This window comes from Gordonia sp. VNK1, assembly GCF_040049135.1.
Classification (GTDB): Bacteria; Actinomycetota; Actinomycetes; order Mycobacteriales; family Mycobacteriaceae; genus Gordonia; species Gordonia oleivorans.
Map to the genome: position 1 here is coordinate 349,608 of NZ_JBDZDJ010000001.1, position 20,687 is coordinate 370,294.

Here is a 20,687-nt window from a genome sequence, read left to right on the forward strand (position 1 = left end):
CCGGGACGATCGTCGATCGGGAACCGCATCTGCAATGCCGGTGTCGATCAGGACATTCCGGACCCCGGGCCTCGGTCGTGTGACACGAGACACATCCATGTGTGATACTCGCCGGGACAGAATCTGAAACCAGGACGCATCATGCGTTCCAAAACCAAGCAAATGCTTGATTGCCTGTGGGTGTGAGGGGAGGCGCGGACAGTGCCACTTGCCGCCAGTGCCCAGAGCTTCGGCCGCACCGTTCGGCTCGGCGCGCGGACCCCGCTCATCGCCGCCATCGACATCGTCGGCGGCCGATTCCCGATCCGCGAGGCGGTCATCCAGGCCTCGTTCCTGCTCAGCATCACCGTGTTGCCGGCACTGCTGATGGCCGTGCCGTTCGGCGTGATCATCGCGGTCCAGATCGGCGGCCTCACCAGCAATCTCGGCGCCACCTCGATGGCCGGCGCGGTCGGTGGCATGGGCGTCATCCAGCAGGGCGCACCGATGGCCGCGGCCCTGCTCCTCGGCGGGGCGGGGGCCTCGGCGATCACCGCCGACCTCGGTGCGCGGACCGTCCGCGAGGAGATCGACGCGATGCGGGTCCTCGGCATCGATCCGACCCGACGACTCGTCGCACCCCGCATGGTCGCCATGGTGCTGGTGGCGCCGGTGCTCTCGATCCTGATCATCGTCATCGCCGTGGCCGCCAGTTTCATCGTGGCCATCACCGGCCAGGGCGTGGTGGCCGGATCGTACTGGCAGTCCTTCGGCAGTTACGCCTCGACCACCGACCTGTGGATCTGCCTCGGCAAGTCCGTCGTCTTCGGCTTCGTCGTCGTGGTGATCGCGGCGCGCCGCGGCCTCGAAGCGGCCGGTGGCGCCCGCGGTGTGGCCGACGCGGTCAACGCGGCCGTCGTCCTCGGCATCGTCGCGTCGATGGTGATCAACGTGATCATCACGCAGGTGACGGCCCTGTTCATCCCGGTGCAGGTCATCTGACGTGGCCCCGCAGACGACGGGCTTCGTCCCCAGCACCCGTTTCCCCGGCCTGTCGCGCGCCGGCCGGTCGGCGGGACGTCCCTTCGAACACATCGGCCGCCAGACGAGTTTCGTCCTCGACGTGCTGGCCGGACTGCCACACACGGTGCGGGCCTACCGGACCCAGACGATGGCGGCCTTCGCCGAGACCACCTGGGGCAACGGCTCGATCATGGTCGGTGGCGGCATCGCGAGTGTGCTGGCGATCCTCGGTCTCTCGGTCGGCGGGATGATCGGCATCCTCGGCGTCACCAGCCTGTCGTCGCTGAATCTGTCCCCGATGGCCGGGCTCATCACCGGCTACGCCGCGACCCGCGAGATGGCCCCGATCATCGCCGCCGTCGGATTCGCCGCCCAGGCCGGCTGCCGGATGACCGCCGAGATCGGATCGATGCGGATCTCCGAGGAGATCGATGCCCTTGAGGCGCAGGCCATTCGGCCGATCCCGTTCGTCGTGGGCACCCGCGTGGTGGCCGGTGTGCTCGCCATCGTCCCGTTCTACCTGGTGTCGCTGTGCCTGGCGTACCTGTCCTCACGAATCGTGGTCAGCGTCTTCTACGGGCAGTCCGCCGGCGCCTACGACCGCTACGTCGAGGCCTTCGTCAGTCCGGTCGACGTGATCTATTCGACGCTGAAAGTCGTTGTCTTCGCGGTGATCGTGATCATCGCGCACACCTACTACGGGTTCTTCGCCCACGGCGGCCCGGAAGGCGTCGGCATCGCCTCCGGACGGGCCATCCGGGCCAGTCTCGTGCTCATCGTCACCGCCGACATGGCGATGTCGCTGATGTTCTGGGGCCTCAACTCGGGATTGAACTTCACATGACACGAGGACGGGAGCGTTCCGCGCGTACCCTGCGCATCCGTGGACTGCTGACGGTCGCGGCCATCGTTGCGATCGTGGCACTGCTTGTCGTCCAGCCCTTTTCCGGTGACGACGGAATGGTCGAGTTCGACATCGTCGCACCGAGCGTGCCCGACGGCATCCAGAACGGGGTGCCGGTGGACGTCCGCGGGGAGACGATCGGCACCGTCTGCGATCTCGACATCTCCCGGCCCGACTCCACCCGCCTGACGATCTGCGCCCAGGGCGACCACCTCGGCGAGCTGACCGACGACTCACAGGTCGGTTTCGTCTCCCGCAACCTGTTCGGCTCCGACGCCGTGCGACTGAGTCCGGCGACGACGGGGAGGGCGGTCGGACCGGGCAGCGTCATCACCCTGGCGGCGCCGCCGGCCGACAACACCATGACCGCCGTCATGCGCAGCGCCGGCGGCGTCACCCTGCCGGTGCTCACCCCCGAACTCAGCGATCTGCTGAAAGATCTGAGCGACACCACCATTCGGCTGGCACCGTTCATGACCGCCACCACCGTCGCGCTGCAGACCCTGCAACGCGGACAGACCGCCCGGATACGCACCCTACTGCCGGGCGCCACCGACGCCTTCGACGGTGTGGCGGTGGCGGGTGCGTCGGCGATCACCGGTCTGGAGACCACGCTGACCAATCCGCTGCTGGCCGACCATGCCTACACCGCCAGCGTGACCAGCATGATCGGCGACATCGGTGATCTGTTCTCCGGGCTCGGTGCGCTCTTCAACGGGATGAGCCCGTTCGGGGCGACCCTCGATCTGGTCAACGCGTTCACGACGCCGTTGGGCACCGCGCTGCGCGGGGTCACCCCCGCCCAGCTCGCCGAGCTGATCGACCGATTCGGCGGCGCCTTCCACACCGACCCGCGCACCGGCAGGACCACCCTGTCGACCGAGGTGAATGTCGATCTGGTGCCCGGCTTCTCGACCCCGATGAGCCAGCTGCTCGCACGATCGGGGGCCGGATCGTGAGGAGTGTGCGTTCGGCCGTCATGCGTCTGCTTCTCGTGGCGGCCGTGGTGATCCTGGCGCTGTATGCCATCGTCACCGCGATCAACCGGCCCGTCGGCGGCGACACCGACACCTACCGGGCCGAGTTCACCGACGTGTTCGGTCTGCACGAGAACGCCGACGTCCGTATTCGCGGTGTCGCGGTCGGAAAGGTCAACGACATCGAGCTGCAGTCCGATGGGCTTGCGCTGGTGACGTTCTCGGTGCGCACGAGCAACCGGCTGACCGGGCACGACCAACTCGCCATCCGATTTCAGAATCTGGTCGGTCAGCGGTATCTCGCGATCACCGAAACCGAAGGCGGCGCAGGCGGTTCGTCCGACGCCCCGATCGACCCGGCCGCGGTGATCCCGGCGTCGAAGACCGTCGGCTCCTTCGATATCACCAAGCTGTTCAACGGTCTTCGGCCGATCCTCGTCGGCGCCGACCCGGCCGTGTTCAACACCTTCGCCACCAACCTGCTGCACCTGATCCAGGGTGAGGACGGCGTCGGGATCGGTGCGGTGCTCGGTGACATCGATCGACTGACCCAGTTCGCCACCGACAAACGCGCCATGATCACGGTCATCCTCACCAACCTCGGTGTGGTGTCCGACCAGTTGCAGGGCAAGTCGTCGATGATCACCACCCTGATGTCGAGCATGCGCATGCTGTTCGACACGCTCGAGAATCGTCTCGACCTCCTCAAGAAGGCCTTCGGAACGGGTTCGGAGGTGTTTCCGCCCATCGTCGAATTGATGAAGAGCACTTTCGATCTCGGCCTCGGCGGGCACGATCACATCTCCGCCCGGCTGATGGAACTCATCCCCGACACCACACGCCTCACCGAGACGCTGTCGATGGTGCCGACGATGCTCGCCACCATCAACGCGACGATGGGGCAGTCCGGGATCGACGCGAACTGTTCGCACGGCCGGATGGCGTTGCCCGCCATGGGAACCGTGCTGCTCGGCGGCGGGAAGGTGACGCTGTGTCGCGCCTGACCGGCGGTGCGTCCCTGCGCACCCGCATCGAGGATTTCGCGGTCCGTGACGAGATCGGGCGCCGCGGCGAACTCGCCTGGGCCATCGGACTGGTGGTCGTGGTGGTGATCCTGGTGGCCGTGACGTCGATGTTCTATCTTCGGCCACCCGGGCGCACCCAGTATCACGCGGTGATGGAGGAGAGCGGCGGAATCACCGGCGGCACCGAGGTGCGGGTCGCCGGGATACCGGTGGGTGACGTGACCGCGGTGACCCTGGGGGAGGGGGAAGGGGAGGGGGGGAGGGGGAGGTGGAGGTGACCCTCGACGTCGACTCGTCGGTGTTCCTCGGCGACCAGACCTCGATGCAGGTCCGGATGCTCACCGTGGTCGGCGGCGCCTACGTCGCGCTGTTGCCGGCCGGAACAGCACCGTTGGGCGACAACGCCATTCCCAAGGATCGGATAACCATCCCGTACTCGACCGGTGAGGTCCTCGACGCCGCCGCCTCCACCGCGAGCCGGATCGACGCGCTGACGATGCGCGACACCGCCGTCGCGGCCACCGACAGTCTCGATGCCGCACCCGGCTCGGTCCGCGGCATCCTGTCGAATGCCGCCGACATCACCGCACTCCTCGACGAACAGCAACAGCAACTCGAATCCATCGCCGATCTGGGTGGGGAGTACACCACAACGCTTGCCGCGCAGCGGGATACGATCGTCGAGATGATCGGCCGGATCCGCTCGGTGCTGCCGCTGATCATCGGCTACAAGGATCGCGGTATCCAGACCTACGATGCACTCGCCGAGATGGTCCTCTACGTCGGTGATATCTTCGGCGAACCCTACGAGACCCGGATCGGTCCGCCCCTGCATCAGCTCGCCGCGACGGCAGGTCAGGTCAACGAGATGTCGACGAAGATGGGTGAGGCCATCCGGCAACTCCGCGAGATCGCCGACAGGCTCTCCGCCATCGTCACGCCCAACGGGGTGTCGCTGGACTTCGGAGACCAGGTGATCGACGACTCCGTCGTCTGCATCCCGATCGCCGGACGGACCTGCTGATGAGCGTCCGGGTGGTGCGTCCCCGTGGTCGCGTCGCGGCGCTGATCGCGGCGTTGCTGGTGGTCACGCTCATGATCGGTGCGGTGGTCGTCTGGCTCCGGTTGTCCGACAACGACAAACGAGCACTGTGCGCACAGCTGCCGGACTCGGCGGGACTCTACGTCGGCAACGCGGTCAACATCCGAGGGGTCCGCGTCGGTACCGTGACCGGGATAGCGCCGCACAACGGGCAGGTCACCGTCGACATGTCCATCGACGACGACCGGCCGATCGCTGCCACGGCACGGGTTGTCGCGGTGAACAATTCGGTGCTCGCCGACCGCCGGCTCGAACTCGTCGACGCGCAGGCCCGCGGCGGACCGACGATGGCCGGCGGCGACTGCATACCGCGCAGCCGGTCCTACACACCGATCTCGGTGAGCGCGGCGTTCTCGTCCTTCACCACGATGTTCGACGAGATCGGCGGCAGTGGAACGGATTCCGCCGCCCCGGTGGGCGGACTGCTCACCGCGGTGGACCGACAGTTCGACGGCACCGGCCCCGACATCAACGCCACGATCACCAATCTGTCCCGGCTGATGGCCGACCCGAAGGACTTCCTCGCCCAGATGCGCACCGTCTTCGACAACCTGGCCGTCCTCACCGACGTCGCCGACCAGAACTGGGATCCCATCCGTGAGATCGGGGTCAACGCAGCATCATTGACGTTCTTCATGGCCCGGCTGTTCGAGGATTTCGTCTACATCTTCGACGGTCTGGGAGAGGCCGGACCCGGCCTGGATGACCTCCTCGGCAATGTCTTGCCCCCGGTGCTCGACACCGCCGATGTCGCCATGCCCTTCGTCACCGTGGCGATCGCCCACACCGATGACCTCACCGCCATCCTGGAGAAGACACCCGGGATCGCGACCAATCTCGCGACGACGATCAACCGGAAGGCCGCCGCGTTCCAGGTGTCCTACCGCGCACCGCGGGTCGCGGTGCGGACCCCCGACAGTGCGGCGTTGTGCGCCTTGGTCAATCGCGCCGATCCCGGCGGTTGCGACCCGTCGTCCGGGTCGGTCGCCGAGGTGAACCTCACCGAGGTCGTCGCCCGGTTGGTGCAGGGAGGTGCTCGATGATCGCGCGCCGCGGTGCCCGGATACGCGGTGCCCGGATACGCAGTGCCCTGACGATGGCGATGTGCGTGCTCGCCGTCGTCGCCGCGTTGGTGACGGCGATCGTCGGAGCCGGCACCAATCCGGTCACGCTGCTGCCGCGGCTCACCGCGTCATCGGGTGGTTCGACCCTCTACGTCGACTTCGCCTCCGTCGTCAACCTGCCGCTCGGCGCGCGGGTGCTGGCCCGCGGAACACAGATCGGCACAGTGCAATCGATCGGTCTCGTGCCCGACGCCGCACGCCTGAGCATCGACCTCGCACCGCAGGCCCGGGTACCGGCCGGTTCCACCGCCGAACTGCGGCAGTCGACACTGCTCGGCGACATCTATGTGGCGCTGATCCCGCCCGAGGGGACTTCTCCGTCGTCGTCGATGCTGCCCGACGGCGCGGTGATCGGCATCGCCGACACCGATCCCGGCCCGCAGGTCGAGGACATCATCGTCAACCTCGCCGACTTCATGTCCGGTGGATCGATTCTGCGCGTGCAGGATTCGATCCGGCAGATCAACGAGTCGGTGGACACCGGCGGCGACCTGGCCGGCGCATCCCGGGTCGGCGCGCAGGACATCACCGACCTGGCTGCGGGCACGCGCGATCTCGACGCGATGATCACCAGCCTGCAGAAGGCCTCGGCCGAGATGGCGGCCAACCCCGATGCGTTGGGGTACTCCTTCGGCGACAAGGGCCAATTCGGCATACGCGCGGTGTTCGACTCGGTCAACGAGGGATTCAAACTGGTCGCCGGATCCAGTGCGCTGGCCGCCGGGCTGAGCTGGCTGACCCCGCGACTGGCCCAACTCAATCCCTTCCTGGACGAACTCGTTCCGCTGCTGCGGAGCTACTCGGCCCACTCGACGCAGTTCAACGGCAACATCGGCGCGCTGATCGACGTGACGCGCACCGACATCGTGCCGTTCGTGAAGGACGGCGCGATCTCCGTCGACCAGGTCACCCTCGACGACGCCGACGTGACGCGTTCGGTGGCGTCGGTGCTGCGGATGATGGGGGCGTTGCGATGACCGGCACCGCGATGCTCGTCCGCAACATCGCCGCCATCGTGGGAACCGTTGCGGTGCTGGTGGCGTCGGTGGCGTATCTGTCGCTCGGTGTCCTCGACGTGCGACCTCTCGACGACACGACGACCGTCACCATGACCGTCCCGACATCCAATGGCCTGCATGCCGGTTCGGCGGTGCTGTTGCGCGGCGTCGACATCGGCGAGGTCACCTCGGTGAGCTATCAGGGATCGGCGGTGCAGATCTCCGTGGCCTACGACGCCCGCTACGACATCCCGGTCGACAGCCGATTCGACCTGTCCGCGCAGTCGATGCTCGGCGAATCGGGCATCGTCGTGACACCCCAGAGTGCCGTCAGTACAGCGGTTCTCGCCGACGGCGACCACGTCGCGGCCACCGCCGTCGAGGTGCCCGCATCGGTGCCCGAGCTTCTCGGGTCGGCGGAGAAGTTGCTCGATCAGGTCGATCCCGGTCTGGTCAATCGGCTCGTCGAGACCCTGTCGGCCGCGCTCGCCGGAACCGACGACGCGGTCGACCGCCTGGCTCCGGCCGCCCAGTTGCTCGCGGCCACGATGATCTACTCGCAACCGGCGCTGGTGACGGTCATCGGCAATGCGACGTCGATCCTGCAACGCGCCGACTGGGTGGGGCCGGCGCTCCGGGCGACGAGCCCCGAACTGCTGTACGCGGGCGAGAGTCTGCGGCGCGTGGTCACCAGCGTCAAACCCTTCGCCGACTTCACCCGCGGCGGCGAACTCATCGGTGAGCGGTGGAAGCCGACGCTCAACCGGGCGGCGCCGCTGGTGGCGACGATCGCACCGCCCATCGGTTCGCTGGCGCAGACCCTACTGCCCGCGGCGCAGCGGTCGGGCAGCCCGCTGGCCAATCTCGACATCGCCGCCCTGGTCGACCGGGTCATGCAGATGCTGCCCGGCGACAGCGTGCGCCTGAACGTGACCATCCCGAACTGAGACGAGGAGCAGCCCATGTCCACCGACATCAGCGAGACCACCGAGACCACCGAGATCACTGAGATCACCGACCTCACCGAGGCCACTGACACGACCGAGGCCACCGACACCGGGGCCACTGACACGACCGGGGCCACCGAGGAGGTGTCGACCGATTCCGGGTCCGCCACATCCGTTGCCGCACCGGCCAAGAAGAAGAAGAAGAAGGCCAAGTCCGCCACCAAGACCGCATCAGCGCCGCCGGCCGTCACGCCGGCACCGTCGCTGCGCGCGCAACTCACCGAGAACCTGCGTCCCCGACGGCATCCGGTGATCGTCGGACTCGTCGCGCTGTGTGTGGCCGCGTTGGTGGCGACGACCGTGCTCGCGATCCTGTTGAGTCAGCGGTCCGATCAGCTCAGCGCAGCCGAGCAACTCGCCGCCGACAAGGCGGCAGCCGAACGCGTCGCCGGTGATTATGCGGTGGGTGCGGCGACGTTCGACTTCCGGGATCTCGCTCCCTGGTCGGCGGCACTGAAGAAGGGCACTGCCCCCGAACTCACCTCACGCTTCGACGTGGCGGTCAAGACCCTCACCCCGCTCATCCAGGAGGTGCAGTGGAATCAGACCGCCACGCTCATCGCCGCGACGACGGTCGACGTCCGCGCGGATCGGCAGTTCGTGGTGCAGGTCTTCGTCTCGACGCACATGACGAGTACCCAGAATCCCGCCGGACTCAATACCGTCACCCCCTACACGGTGACCCTTGACCGTGACGACAACTGGCTGATCACCGATGTGGCCGGGATCGCCGGCGCGGCGCAGGACGGCTCGACCGGAACGGGTACCCCCGACGTCGCGCCCGCCGATTCCGCCGCGCCCACCCAGGCGCCGGCCACTCCCGGCGCCCCCTCGGTGACACCGGCTCCGTCGACGCCGTGAGCCGCAGCGGCGGGGGCCGGTGGTCGGGTGTGCTGTTGCTGACCTCGGGGGTCGCGGCGATCGCCGTGTTGATGCCGTGGGCGCGGGGCCGGGGCATGACGATTCCCGACACCTCCGACGTCGCCGGTGACGCGGTCAGCCATCCCGGCGCATTCGAGAGTGTCCGCGTGCTCGGAGTCACCACGGCGCCGGGCGCGACGATCCTGGCCGCTATCTGCCTGGTGACGGTGGTGGCCCTGTGGCGGACCGCTCCGTCCTACCGCCCGAGCCGGGCGGGCCACCTCTGCATCGCCGCGTCGGCGCTCGCAATGGCCGCTGCCCTGTGGTTCGTCCTCGACGCGGATCTGCGGACCGCGGCGCTCGGGAAGTCCATCGACCTGCAGTCCGACACGGTGACGCTCACCGCGTGGCCATGGATTACCTTGGGATGCGCCGTGATCGGCTGCATCGCCGGAGTCCTGCTGGTACCGCGGCACATCGACGTGGCGGACCGCGTCACAACAGACAGGAGCCCAGCACGGTCATCGTGAGCGGTCGCCACGAGTGATGAGCGTGCTCGACCACCGGCCCGCCGACGAGGTGAGTCCACTTCCGCTGGTCGGCAACCACAGCTTGTCGGTCGGGCCGATCCGTCTCGCCGGTCGGGCCGGTCCGGAGCGATAGCCGCCGCGTTGAGCTCCGTCGAAACGGAGGACCGTGTCCGCCGGGCCGAGCTTGTCGAGGTCGAGGCCTCGTAAGACAAGGCTGGAACTCCCAACGGCCACAACGTTTCTGCGGTAGCACCGCTCGGGATGGTCCGGTGGGACGGGATGGTTCAGGAGCTGTCGAGACCGTCATGGAGCATGGCGCCGAGGACAAGTGCGCCCCGGTTGCTGGGATACATGCCGGCGGCGTCCATCTCGTGTCGCTCGACCTCGGGCTCGACGCGGCCCATACGGATGAGGTGCTGACGTGCCTGTCCTTCGGTGACCGTGCCGCGGACGCGGATACGGGCACTCGAGGCACCATGAAGCGTGCCCGCGGTGCCGGGATCGCCGGGATCAGCGGTGACCTCGATGCCGGGCGAGTCGTAGGCGTCCTCGAGTTCCCCGGTGTCGGTGACACCGGGTTCGTCGGGGTGCTCGCCGCCTGCGGCGTCGGGCCCGTCCCGCTGGTCGGGTGGTCGGGGCTCGACGGGATCGGATTGGGCTGCGCCTGAATCGTACTCGTCGACGGGTGGTTCGGACTGATCGCACACATCGTCATCGTGATCGTCGTCCTGGTCGACGCTGTCTGCGATATCGAGGCTGTCGCCGATGCTCGAGGAGCCGGTAGTCGGAGCCTGATCGTCACTCGAAACACCACGATCGGACCAGGTTTCGGCATCCACGGACGACGACGCGGTGTCCTCGTCGTCGGGATCGGCCGGTACATCGACGTCGGCGGTGGCGTCGGCATCGACCGACTCGGTCTCATCCTCTGCTTCGGCGGCGGCTTCGATGTCATCAGTTTCGGCATCGACCACGTCGACATCAACCACGTCGGTGTCTGCGGGTTCGGTTGCGCTGGAACCACTATCAGCGTCGTTGTGGTCGCGGTGGATCTGGTCGCGGATCTGGTCGAGTTTCTGCTCGTAGAGTGCGGTGATGTCGGGGTGATCGTTGACGATCTTCGGGTTCTCCGGCATGCCGGGTGCGGCGTTGAGTTGCCACCAGCACCGACCGGCCAGCGGCCCGTCTTCGTAGATGCCGGTGGTGTACTGGCCCGGATTCGGCCCGACCATCCGGTTGTGCGGCCCGCACGCCGGCGCCAGATCGGTGATGTCGGTTTTCCCGCCGTCAGCCCAGTCCTCTTTGGCGTGATGCATTTCCGAATGCGATGCGGGTTGCCCGCAGCCGGGGAACGAGCAAACTTCACCGCCGGTGCGGGAGAACGACGCGATCCGCTGCTCGGTGGATGCCAGGCGTCGGGCGCGCCCCAGATACAACGGGAGGTCGATGGCGTCGGAGAACACCGCCAGGAACTGCTGCAGATCATTGGGATCCTTGATGTCACCCAACGCACTCAGCAGGTCCGGGATGGGAATGGTGGATCCGGAGGCGGTGGTGGCATACCCGGCACCGGCGAGGAGGTCTTGCAGGAAGGTTTTGATGATCAACGCGACCGGTAGTCCGCGGTGGGTTTTGCCGAGCACGCCTTCTTTCATCGCCGACACCAACAGGACGTGCATGGCATCATGATTGCGTTGCGCCTGGGAACGATCGTCACGCTTGACCGCCGCCGCCAACACATCGGGGTCAGCATCCCCGATCGCACCGGTCGGCGACTCCAGATCACTCAAATTATTCATCCCAGGTTGCGCCCACGCATCCAACATGGAGTCCCACAAGGCACGGGTGACCGGCGGGAGATGCCCATTGAGTTTCGCCATCCCATCGACACGGGACTGGTTGATCCACAAGTTACGGCGCTGTTGGCGTTCTTTCTCCTCCACCAACTGTCCGTCGGGGTCGAGGTGCGCCAGAATCCGGGCACCCATCTTGGTGATATCGGCGGGGATGTGTTCGGTGGCTTTCTCACCCAAGGTGGCTTCGGCCGCGACTTTCTTGTCATGCGGGACGGCATTCGGAATGTTGTCCAGGGCTTCCAACGCGGCGGACAGGTGGGTGTGACCGATCAAACCCTTCTCATACGCGGTCGACAGCGTCGGGAATTTCGGTTCCTCCGGTTGTCCGGTCAGTCCGTGGAATCGGGCGGTGGCCTTCATGTGGGCGATGCGCATGGTGGGTTGCGCGATCCGCAGATCGTAGTTCAGGAAGTTCGACAGGCTGACTTTGCCGACTTTGCGGTGCACACTGCGATCGGAGATTTCCAGGATCGCGCGGTCGCCCTGGAAGTGGGTGCGGGTGGCGATCTGTTCGGACAGTTTCGCCGCTTCGATGACTTCGGTGTCGGAGCAGGCGGTCATCGGAGTCTTGGCAAGTTCGTCCAGGATTTCGGAGAGTTGGTGCATCAGCTGCAGTGGTCGTGACATGGGACTGTCGGTGGTGTCTGTCATGCTGATGTCACCTCCCCCGAGAAGGCCGTTGTGGCTGTGTGTTCTATTATAGCCGTCTTCTACGTGAATCGCAAGGGTTTTCTATCCACAGGGTGTGCATGCGTGAATGTGGTTGGGGTGCTGGCTATTTCCAGCCTTGTGTCACCGGGTCTCGACACGGGCTCCGCTAGCGCTCCGCCCGGCTCGACCAACGAACTATGGGGCTCGACCAACGAACTATGGGGCTCGACCGACGGATGGGGTCTCGGCCGGACGAAGGTGCCCGGCCGGACGAAGGTGCTCGGCCGGACGAAGGTGCTCGGCCGGCGGAGGTGGGTGCTTGGCCGGCGGGATGAGGGCGCTCGACCAACGAATTATGGGGCTCGATCAACGACATGGCCCCCGTACTCGTGGAGAGTGCGGGGGCCCGTGCGCCGGCGGTGAGTCGAAGGCTCAGGCGTCGATGCCGCCGTCGTCGTCGCCGGACTCCTCGAGATCGACGACGTTGCCGTCCTCGTCGACGGCGGTGTCGTAGTACCCGTCGCCGTCGGTGTCGAGGATGGAGGTCTCGAACTCGCCGTCGCCGTCGGTGTCGAGGGCTGCGGTGTCGGTGTAGCCGTCGCCGTCGGTGTCGACCTCGATCAGGTCGCCGACCCCGTCGCCGTCGGTGTCGGTGATGAGGGTTTCGATGACGCCGTCACCGTCGAGGTCGGCCGCCACGGTGTCGATGGCGCCGTCGCCGTCGGTGTCGGATGCGTAGCCGTCGGTGACGCCGTCGTCGTCGAGGTCCACGGGCTGTTCGGTCATGTCATGTCTCCTGGGGTGGTGGGTGGGTTGAAGGTGGATCGGTCAGGTCAGGCGTCGAAGCCGCCGTCGTCGGCCGCATCCTCGTCGAGCGGGACCGCGGTCTCCTCGTCGAATTCGCCGTCACCGTCGATGTCGGCGATCGCGAGGTCGGTGATCCCGTCGTCGTCGGTGTCGATCTCGGCGTAGTCGTAGCTGCCGTCGGCGTCGGTGTCGTAGACGGCGGTGTCGGTGGCGCCGTCGAAATCGGTGTCGGACTCGCCGTACTCGAAGATGCCGTCGCCGTCGGCGTCGACCGCGAGGGTGTCGTTGACGCCGTCGCCGTTGGTGTCGCCGACCTGAACGGTCTCGTTGATGCCGTCGCCGTCGATGTCGGTGTAGGAGGTGGTGGTCATGGTGGGGTTCCTTTCGGGAGGTGGTGTTGTGCTTCTGTCTGGTTGGAGCACGCACAGCCCCGAAATGTTCCAGCGGTTGCCGATGTCATTCGTTCGATGGAGGACCACTGCACGTGGGAACCTTCAGGCATCACCTCAGATCTGCGAGGAGTTCGGACAGGATCGTTCTCGCGCGGGAGATCCGGCTGCGGACGGTCTGCAGCCCGATGCCCTGGGCCTCGGCGATTTCGGCGTAGGACAGGTCGCCGTAGACGCGCAGGACGAAGGTGGCGCGGTAGGCGTCGGGTAGTTGCGCGAGTGCCTCGGCGATGCGGTCGGCGACGACGACCTGCCCGGCGATGTCGGTGGCCGATTCCAGCTCGACGTCATCGATGTCGGAAGTGATTGCACGCCTTCGTATCTGAGCGAGTGCGGCGTTGGAGGCGATGCGGAACAGCCACGTCGAGAGGCGGGCGTCACCACGAAACCGGGGTAGCGCGCGCCATGCGGCGACGAGCGATTCCTGGAGGGCGTCCTCGGCGTCGGTGGCATTGCCGGTGATCCGCAGGCAGATCGCCCACATGCGATCACGTTGCGCCGAGACGAGTTCGGCGAATGCCTGCTGATCGCCGCCCTGAGCTCGCGCGAGGAGGCCGGCCGTGTCGGTGTCGACGGCCGGGGACGAGGCGGACGTGGCCGAAGGGCCGCCGTGCGGGGGCACCCGCTCATCGTAGGAGATGGAACGCGGCTGGGGAATGGGATGAAAGTTGTTTGGCGAGCGAACTATTGCCGACTCAGAAGTCGGCGTCGCCGGAGTCGGAGTCGTCCCCATCCCAGGACGGGTCGTCGTCGGTGGGATCGGCGGGGGAGAGGTCGTCGTCGATCCAGCCGTCGTCCGGATCAGTGCCGGCCTCGTCGAGCTCATCCAGACCGACCCCGTCACCGTCGACCCCGTCAGCGTCGTCGGCCGGGTCGGCACCGGCCGGCGCGGTCAGGTCATCGTCGGCTTCGGCGTCGGGATCGAATGCGGTCGCCAGTGCGGACTCCCAGACGTCGTCCGGTGCGGTCAGGTCGGATGCGGGATCGTTGGCCGCCAGCCACGTCTCGATGTCGTCGGTGTCGTCGGTCATCGCCGCACTCCGTCCCGGTCGGTCGTTTGATACGCGCACCCTTGCGATGCCCGTTTACCCTCTTTGAGTAGTACACGGGCCAGAATGTTCCCGTGGCCGACCAGATTCGACGGACCGACCTGACATCCGACGGGAGGCACCACGCGGTGGCAACGCGCACGACCCTACGCGACCGGCTCGGGCAACTACTCGACGATGTCGCCCGGATCGGTGAGCGTGAGGTGGCGCAGCGGTTACGCGCCGACCTCGACGCCCCGCTCACCGTCGCGGTGACGGGTCGGGTCAGTTCGGGGAAGTCGACTCTGCTCAATGCGCTCGTCGGTGATCGGGTGGCACCGACCGATCGGGCCGAATGCACCCGCGTGGCCACCCTGTACCGGGCCGGTGCGCCGCAGCGCGTCGAGGTGATCGGGATGGACGGGACAGTCACCGAGGTGCCCGGACCGGTGCGCGGCGACCTCGGGCGGCCGGCCCGCGACATCGATCATGCCGTCGCGTACACACCGTCGCGGCTGTTACGGGATTTCTTCCAGATCATCGACACCCCCGGCCTGTCGGGTTTCACCGACACCGCCGAGACCGCCACGCGGCGGGTGTTCAGCGGACGGTCGGGGTTGCCGCGCCCGGATGTCATCCTCTTCCTCCTCGACGACGCGGGCGGTCCCAAGACCGACGAGGTCGAGTTCCTCCGCAACTGCGGGGCGTCGGCACAGAACACCATCCTGGTGATCTCCCAGGCCGACCTGATCGCCGACGAGCGACCGATGCTCAAGGCGCTCGAGATCGCCCGCCGCATCCAGCGCCGGTTCGCGGCCACCGCGGGTGCGGTGGTGCCGGTGTCGGGTCTGATGGCCGAGGCCGGTGTCTGCGGTGTCACCGAACGGGAGACGGCCGCGATCGCGGCGCGCGGGAAACTCGAGACGTGGGAACTGCTGTCGATCATCGACGGTGGCGCGCCGGCGCCGCCGGGCATCGACGTGGAGTTGCTCGGCCGGCTCGAGGAACTCGTCGGGACCTACGCCATGGACGACGGCGCCGAGATCGCCGCCGACGGCGCGCAGGCCTATTGCGAATGGTTGCAACGGGTTTCCGGGGTGGGAGATCTCCGGCAGGCGATCGGACGACGATTCGTCGCCGTCGGTGACGTGCTCAAGGCCCGCACCATGCTCGGCGAACTGCGAGACCTCGCCACCCGCAGTCCGCATCGCGCCGCCATCCTGGTGGCCATCGAGGACGCCGAGTCCGCGCCGGAATTGCACCGGCTCCGCGAGGTCGCCGCGCTGGAGGCCCTCGCGAGGTGGCACCCCGACAGTGAGGTGGTCGCCGACCTCGGGCACGCGGTGGCGGTGCGTGACGTGCGGGTGTTGCTCGGACTGCCACCCGGTGCGGCACCCACCGACATCGACGCGGCCGCCCGGTCCCGCGCGGTGGACTACCGCGGTCGGCGATCACTGGCCGGCTCCTCGGCCGAACGGGAGGCATTGTTGGTGCTGGAACAGACATTTCAGCTCGTCCGCCGCGGCCTGTGGACGGCGTGATGAGTCAGGAGGCCGCGCCCCGCAAGGCGCCACCGAGCGCCGCGACGGTACTGCGGGTGGCCGTCGACGCCTTGCGCAAACACGGTGACGATGCGATCGCCGACCGTGCGCTGCGGGTGGCCGCGGCCGCGCCGCCGGAGGCGTCGGTGGTGATCGTCGGCGAGATCAGCCGGGGCAAGAGCTCATTGGTCAACACGTTGGTCGGCGCACCGGCCGACGCGCCGGTGGCGCCCGTGGACACGGAGATGGCGACGAGCATCTACGTGCGGTACGTGCCCGCCACCGACGACCTGCCCGTCGGGGCCGCCGACATCGAATTCCCCGGTGTGACACACCGTATCGATGTCGCCGCACTCGCCGACTGGGTCACCGTCGGCGGTGCCGACGAGGGCCGGACGGTGACGGCGCAGGCGTCCTCCGGCGCCGACGATGCCATCGTGGCGGTCGGCGTACCCGCGGTGTCGGCGCGTGTCGGCATCGCCTCGACGGTGCTTCCCGACACCGTCATCGTCGACACCCCGGGCGTGGGATCGCTGATACCCGAACACGTCGAGGCGGTGATGAGTGCGAGCCGCGGCGCGGGTGTGCTGGTGATGGTCTGCGATGCGACGGCGCCGATGAGTGCCCCCGAACTCGAGTTCCTCGGTGCGGTGGGCGCGGAGATCTCGTCGGTGGTGATCGTGGTGACGAAGATCGATCTGGTGATGCGTCAGTGGCGCACCGTCGTCGCCGAGAATCGCGCGCTGATCGGCAGGCACGCACCACGTTTCGCGCACGCGCCGATCATCGGGGTGTCCAATCGGGTGGCCGCGCAGGCCGCGTCGATCGCCGACCCCGAGACGGCCACGCGGGCGCGGGCCGCCTCCGGTGTCACCGACCTCGTCGGCGCGCTCACCCCGTTGGTGCGTGCCACCTCGGATGCGCCGGAACGCAACGCGCTGCAGGTGGTTTTCGGCGGACTCGACACGGTGCGCACCCGACTGCTGTTGGAGATCGAGACGGTGAAGGCCGCACCGGCGGTGCGCGTCGAGATCGAGGCCGAGCGGGAACGACTCGCCGGCCTCAAGGATCACAAGCGGGAATGGCAGGCCCGCCTCCAGCAGGACATGGCGGCGTTGTCGGTGACCTCCGACGACATGTTGCGCGAGGAGTTCGACGGACTCTTCGATCAGTGGTCGCGTCGCATTGACAAGCTCAAGTTCTACGAGATACCGCGCGCCTCCAAGGACTTGGTGTCGCAGATGACCGTCGACCTGGAGGCGGTGGCCCGCCGGGTCTCTGCCGCCTACGTCGTCGGGGTGGAACAGATCGCCGACGAGTTGTTCTCCGACAGTGAGATTCGCGTCTCGGTGCTCGACCGCCTCACCGAGGGGCAGGAGGATCTGCACCTGCGTGGTGAGAAGAAGGTGTCGCCGTGGAAGAACTTCCTCGATCCCATCCTGATCACCACCATGGCCTCCGGTGGACCGCTCGCGCTGATCCCCGGCGTGGGCTTCATCGCCCTGCCGGTGTGGGCCGGCATCGTGATGGGATTCCGGGCCACCCGCACCGGCAAGGAGAATCACCGCAAATGGTTGACCAAGGCGGTCAACGACATGAAGGGTGACGTGCGGTCGCAGTTGAAGGCGTTCAACGCGCAGGCGATGGGGGATCTGCGGGTGGCCTACGATCTCCAACTCGAAAGTGCGCTCGCCGAATCGGCGAAGATCCTCAACGACGCGGCGGCCGAATCCAAGCGCTCGGCCGAGGACCGCAAGCAGGCCGTGACGGAGCTGCGGGCCAAGGTCACCGCGATCGACACCATCCGCAAGAACATCGTGGCCGTGTTGAAACGTCCGGTCGGGCAACAGAAACCGGCCGGAGCGCCGGCGTCCGACGACGGGAGCTGACGGTGGCGGGCGTGGCATCGCAGGGTAGGCGACGGTTGTGCATCGACTTCGGTACCAGTAACACCGCCGCCGCGTTCCGGGTCGACACCGCCGACCCCGTCGTCGTGCCGCTGTCGGCGGATGTGGTGACGATGCCGTCGGCGGTCGGCGCCGACGGCGGCAACATCGTGGTGGGTTCCGCCGCCCGCGCGATACGACTGCACCGTCCCGACGCCTACGAGGAATCCCCGAAATCCCGCCTGGTGGAAGGCGAGATCGAACTCGGTGACCGTTTCTGGCCGGTCGAGGAGATCATCGGCGTCGTCCTCGATCACGTACACCGGACCGCGCTGCGGTATTCGGGTTTCGGCTCCTTCGACACCGTCATCCTGACCCACCCGGACAATTGGAGTGAACGTCGTCAGGCGATCCTGCGCAGCGCCGCACAACGGGGCGGAATACGGCCGGAGCAGATCCGCACGGTATCCGAATCGCTGGCCGCCGCATGGTATTACGTCCATCAGGGACATGACGTGGCGGCCAACGAACGGATGTGTGTCTTCGACTTCGGGGCGGGGACCTGTGACGTCGCCGTGCTCGCGCACGACAGCGGTGGGTTCACCGTCATCGGGTCCGGCGGCGACAACACCCTCGGCGGGAATGACCTCGACGCCCGGCTGCGTCGCTGGGTGCTCGAGGAGGCCGGTCGCCTCGACCCGGAACTGCCTGCGCTGCTGCGGGAACCGGCCGCGGCACTGGCCCTCGGTGATCACGTGCGGATCGCGAAGGAGAACCTGTCGGAGGATTCGCGGACGTCGATCGAACTACCCGGCGGGCGACGACCGATCCTGTTGACCCGCCGCGAATTCGAGGAGATGATCGCGCCCTACGTGCAACGTGCGGTTGATCTGACCCGGCAGGCGATCGAGGGTGCCGACGCGGTGTCGGGCCGGGCCAGCCTGCCGGTGGTGTACCTGACCGGCGGCACCAGCAACATCCCCGGCGTGGCGGCCGCATTGTCCGGGGTCGGCCGCATCGGTCGGATCGGTGATCCGAAAACCGTTGTCGCCCAAGGTGGGCTGCTGCGTTCGACGAACATCGACGTCCCGGTCGGCACCGCCGCAGTTCCCGCCGAGGCGAATCCGTTCGCCGCGACCGGGGTGCGGATCATGATGCCGGCGTTGGCGCCCGGAACCGTCGTGGCCGGCGTGCTCGCTCGGGAAGGTCAACGGGTGCGGACCGGCGAACCGATCGCCCGGGTGCAGTCCGCGGCAACCCCGGTGCTGATCACCGCCCCCGCCGACGGCGTGCTGTCCGGTGTCGACCTGGTGGTCGGTGCGACGGTGGCACCGGGCGCCGTGTTCGGTGCGATCGGCCCGACGGTCGTCGCCCGCGACAGGTGGGCCGGGCTGCACCGGGTGCCCGCCGGCGTCGTCGCCGAGAACCCCGCGACTCGGGCCCAGCCCCCACCACCGCCACCGGCGCCCCCTCCGGCACCGCCGCGACCCGGTTCGGTGCCGGCCCCGAAGTCCGCGCTGCCGTTCGGTGAACCGCGGACATCTCTCGACCGATCGGGCAACCAGATCACCGAGTGGCCCGACGGTCTGACCGTCGTGCGGATGCCCGATGGCCGGGTGAAGGTGGGCCGCCACGGATCGCAATTACGTGGCGGCACACAGGGTGTCGAGGTGGCGCCGTCGGTGCCGAAGGGGCCCGCGGACCACATCGTCGTGGCGTTCGACGATCCGGAGAGGTAGTTACACGCGCAACTCCCACATGCACGGAATGCATTCCGTGCATGTGGGAGTTGCGCGTGCAGATCCCGTGAGTCAAGCCGGCATGTTGCGGTGCCTCGGACGGGTCCTTAGTATGTGAGGCAAGCCCCTTGCGTTGAGCTTGTGGGAAGTGGACCCCAGACGCAGCCGGACGACTGTGCACTGGGGTTTCGCGCTATTCGGGGGTAGAACAGTCAGGTGTCCGCGCGTCGCATCTTCGTCGACGAGACGAAGCAGAAAGGGTTCGTCCTGGTGGCGGGGATCATGGTCGATGCCGACTTCGCCGACACTCGAGGTGCGCTGCGAAGTCTCACCAAGCCGGGCCAGCACCGCATTCACATGCGTAGTGAGCGCGATTCACGTAAACGCGAGATTGCTGACGCCATCGGCCGCATGCCAGTGCGGGCGTGGGTCTACCGCGCCGCAGACCGTGCCTGTGCGGATAGGGACGCCCGATCGGCCTGCCTGGACCGGCTCGTCATCGACGCCGTTGCGGCTGGAATCGACCACCTGGTGATCGAGCAGGACGACAGCATGATCGGCTGGGACAACCAGACCCTCATCAAGTGAGGTAGCTACACGCGCAACTCCCACATGCACGGAATGCATTGCGCGCATGTGGGAGCCGAGCAGGTGAAAGGTGCCGGGGAGGCGCGCACCGGGTCGGTGGACTCACTTCCCATATCGATACGGCAGGTACTGCACATTCCAGTGATTGCCGTCCGGGTCGTCGAAGTAGACGAAGTGTCCCCACGGCTGCACGTCGACCTCGGAGACGTCGGCGCCGCCGTCGAGCAACGCCTGCCGGGCCGCCTCGATGTCGGACACGCACAGCATGAGGGTTCCGGCATTGGGCGGCCGACCCTCGATGAGGCCGGTGCCGAACGCGATCGAGCACCCCGACCCGGGAGGGGTCATCTGCACGAAGCGGATGTCCTCGGACGGCGACTGATCGTGGTCGGGGTGAAAGCCGATGCGTGTGTAGAAGTCCTTCGCGCGGTCGACGTCGGTGACGGGCAGAAATGCGACTTCCAGGGTCCAGTCCATGAGCACGTGCCTTTCGGGTCGAGGGATCGAATGCGTTGCGCACCGATGGAGTCAGCATCGCCCGCATTGCGGACGATTTCGGTCCGCGATTCGGGCGGGGGTCGGGCCGTGTGTTGGAGTCGTAGTTGGGGATTG

21 protein-coding genes are annotated in these 20,687 nt (G+C 67.3%); 15 read left to right on the top strand and 6 right to left on the bottom strand.

Annotation, left to right across the window (positions count from 1 at the left end; genetic code table 11):
- Window positions 1-201: 201 nt before the first annotated feature.
- Genes ABLE94_RS01410 through ABLE94_RS01460 form a run of 11 tightly spaced genes read left to right on the top strand, consistent with a single transcriptional unit; the run spans window position 202 to window position 9,530 of the window.
- Window positions 202-981, top strand: a complete 780-nt coding sequence (locus ABLE94_RS01410) for an ABC transporter permease (protein WP_348807844.1) — start codon at window positions 202-204, stop codon at window positions 979-981.
- 1 nt (window position 982) lies between these two features.
- Window positions 983-1,846: an MlaE family ABC transporter permease gene (locus ABLE94_RS01415; protein ID WP_348807845.1), complete on the top strand. Its 864-nt coding sequence runs from the start codon at window positions 983-985 to the stop codon at window positions 1,844-1,846.
- Window positions 1,843-2,865, top strand: coding sequence for an MlaD family protein (locus ABLE94_RS01420; protein ID WP_348807846.1), 1,023 nt, complete (start codon window positions 1,843-1,845; stop codon window positions 2,863-2,865). Before ABLE94_RS01415 ends, ABLE94_RS01420 begins: the two co-directional genes overlap by 4 nt.
- A 5-nt stretch (window positions 2,866-2,870) precedes the next feature.
- Entirely contained in the window at window positions 2,871-3,887 is a 1,017-nt protein-coding gene (locus tag ABLE94_RS01425; RefSeq protein WP_348804912.1) for an MlaD family protein, read from the top strand.
- Window positions 3,875-4,186, top strand: a complete 312-nt coding sequence (locus ABLE94_RS01430; RefSeq protein ID WP_348807847.1) for an MlaD family protein — start codon at window positions 3,875-3,877, stop codon at window positions 4,184-4,186. Before ABLE94_RS01425 ends, ABLE94_RS01430 begins: the two co-directional genes overlap by 13 nt.
- Window positions 4,183-4,932, top strand: a complete 750-nt coding sequence (locus ABLE94_RS01435) for an Mce/MlaD family protein (RefSeq protein ID WP_348807848.1) — start codon at window positions 4,183-4,185, stop codon at window positions 4,930-4,932. Before ABLE94_RS01430 ends, ABLE94_RS01435 begins: the two co-directional genes overlap by 4 nt.
- On the top strand, window positions 4,932-6,053 hold the full coding sequence (locus ABLE94_RS01440) for an MlaD family protein (RefSeq protein ID WP_348807849.1): 1,122 nt from the start codon (window positions 4,932-4,934) through the stop codon (window positions 6,051-6,053). The genes ABLE94_RS01435 and ABLE94_RS01440 overlap by 1 nt, the downstream gene beginning before the upstream one ends.
- Window positions 6,050-7,111, top strand: a complete 1,062-nt coding sequence (locus tag ABLE94_RS01445; RefSeq protein ID WP_348804909.1) for an MlaD family protein — start codon at window positions 6,050-6,052, stop codon at window positions 7,109-7,111. The genes ABLE94_RS01440 and ABLE94_RS01445 overlap by 4 nt, the downstream gene beginning before the upstream one ends.
- Window positions 7,108-8,079: an MlaD family protein gene (locus ABLE94_RS01450; protein ID WP_348804908.1), complete on the top strand. Its 972-nt coding sequence runs from the start codon at window positions 7,108-7,110 to the stop codon at window positions 8,077-8,079. The genes ABLE94_RS01445 and ABLE94_RS01450 overlap by 4 nt, the downstream gene beginning before the upstream one ends.
- A gap of 15 nt (window positions 8,080-8,094) precedes the next feature.
- Entirely contained in the window at window positions 8,095-9,000 is a 906-nt protein-coding gene (locus tag ABLE94_RS01455) for a serine/threonine protein kinase (RefSeq protein WP_348804907.1), read from the top strand.
- Complete coding sequence (locus ABLE94_RS01460) at window positions 8,997-9,530, top strand: hypothetical protein (RefSeq protein WP_348804906.1); 534 nt, start codon at window positions 8,997-8,999, stop codon at window positions 9,528-9,530. The genes ABLE94_RS01455 and ABLE94_RS01460 overlap by 4 nt, the downstream gene beginning before the upstream one ends.
- 284 nt (window positions 9,531-9,814) lie before the next feature.
- Here ABLE94_RS01460 and ABLE94_RS01465 read toward each other — a convergent pair whose 3' ends face one another.
- From ABLE94_RS01465 to ABLE94_RS01485, 5 genes are all read right to left on the bottom strand, one after another.
- Window positions 9,815-12,037 (bottom strand): HNH endonuclease signature motif containing protein, encoded by a 2,223-nt coding sequence (locus tag ABLE94_RS01465; RefSeq protein ID WP_348804905.1) that lies wholly within the window; start codon window positions 12,035-12,037, stop codon window positions 9,815-9,817.
- A 432-nt stretch (window positions 12,038-12,469) separates the two neighbouring features.
- Window positions 12,470-12,823 carry a hypothetical protein gene (locus ABLE94_RS01470; protein WP_348804904.1) on the bottom strand — a complete coding sequence of 118 codons (354 nt, stop codon included), beginning with the start codon at window positions 12,821-12,823 and terminating at the stop codon, window positions 12,470-12,472.
- 47 nt (window positions 12,824-12,870) lie between these two features.
- The gene (locus ABLE94_RS01475; protein WP_348804903.1) at window positions 12,871-13,215 is read right to left on the bottom strand and encodes a hypothetical protein; all 345 of its coding nucleotides are present in this window, start codon (window positions 13,213-13,215) and stop codon (window positions 12,871-12,873) included.
- Window positions 13,216-13,345: 130 nt separating this feature from the next.
- On the bottom strand, window positions 13,346-13,915 hold the full coding sequence (locus ABLE94_RS01480) for an RNA polymerase sigma factor (RefSeq protein ID WP_348804902.1): 570 nt from the start codon (window positions 13,913-13,915) through the stop codon (window positions 13,346-13,348).
- A gap of 73 nt (window positions 13,916-13,988) precedes the next feature.
- On the bottom strand, window positions 13,989-14,324 hold the full coding sequence (locus ABLE94_RS01485) for a hypothetical protein (RefSeq protein WP_348804901.1): 336 nt from the start codon (window positions 14,322-14,324) through the stop codon (window positions 13,989-13,991).
- A gap of 146 nt (window positions 14,325-14,470) precedes the next feature.
- On the opposite strand from ABLE94_RS01485, the gene ABLE94_RS01490 reads away from it, so the two are divergent.
- From ABLE94_RS01490 to ABLE94_RS01505, 4 genes are all read left to right on the top strand, one after another.
- Window positions 14,471-15,862, top strand: coding sequence for a dynamin family protein (locus tag ABLE94_RS01490; protein WP_348804900.1), 1,392 nt, complete (start codon window positions 14,471-14,473; stop codon window positions 15,860-15,862).
- On the top strand, window positions 15,862-17,751 hold the full coding sequence (locus ABLE94_RS01495; protein WP_348804899.1) for a dynamin family protein: 1,890 nt from the start codon (window positions 15,862-15,864) through the stop codon (window positions 17,749-17,751). The genes ABLE94_RS01490 and ABLE94_RS01495 overlap by 1 nt, the downstream gene beginning before the upstream one ends.
- Window positions 17,752-17,762: 11 nt before the next feature.
- The gene (locus tag ABLE94_RS01500) at window positions 17,763-19,487 is read left to right on the top strand and encodes an Hsp70 family protein (protein ID WP_348804898.1); all 1,725 of its coding nucleotides are present in this window, start codon (window positions 17,763-17,765) and stop codon (window positions 19,485-19,487) included.
- A gap of 216 nt (window positions 19,488-19,703) precedes the next feature.
- Window positions 19,704-20,075, top strand: coding sequence for a hypothetical protein (locus ABLE94_RS01505; protein WP_348804897.1), 372 nt, complete (start codon window positions 19,704-19,706; stop codon window positions 20,073-20,075).
- A gap of 102 nt (window positions 20,076-20,177) precedes the next feature.
- Here the strand turns inward: ABLE94_RS01505 and ABLE94_RS01510 are convergent, their stop codons facing one another.
- The gene (locus ABLE94_RS01510; protein WP_348804896.1) at window positions 20,178-20,552 is read right to left on the bottom strand and encodes a VOC family protein; all 375 of its coding nucleotides are present in this window, start codon (window positions 20,550-20,552) and stop codon (window positions 20,178-20,180) included.
- Between the last annotated feature and the right edge of the window lie 135 nt (window positions 20,553-20,687).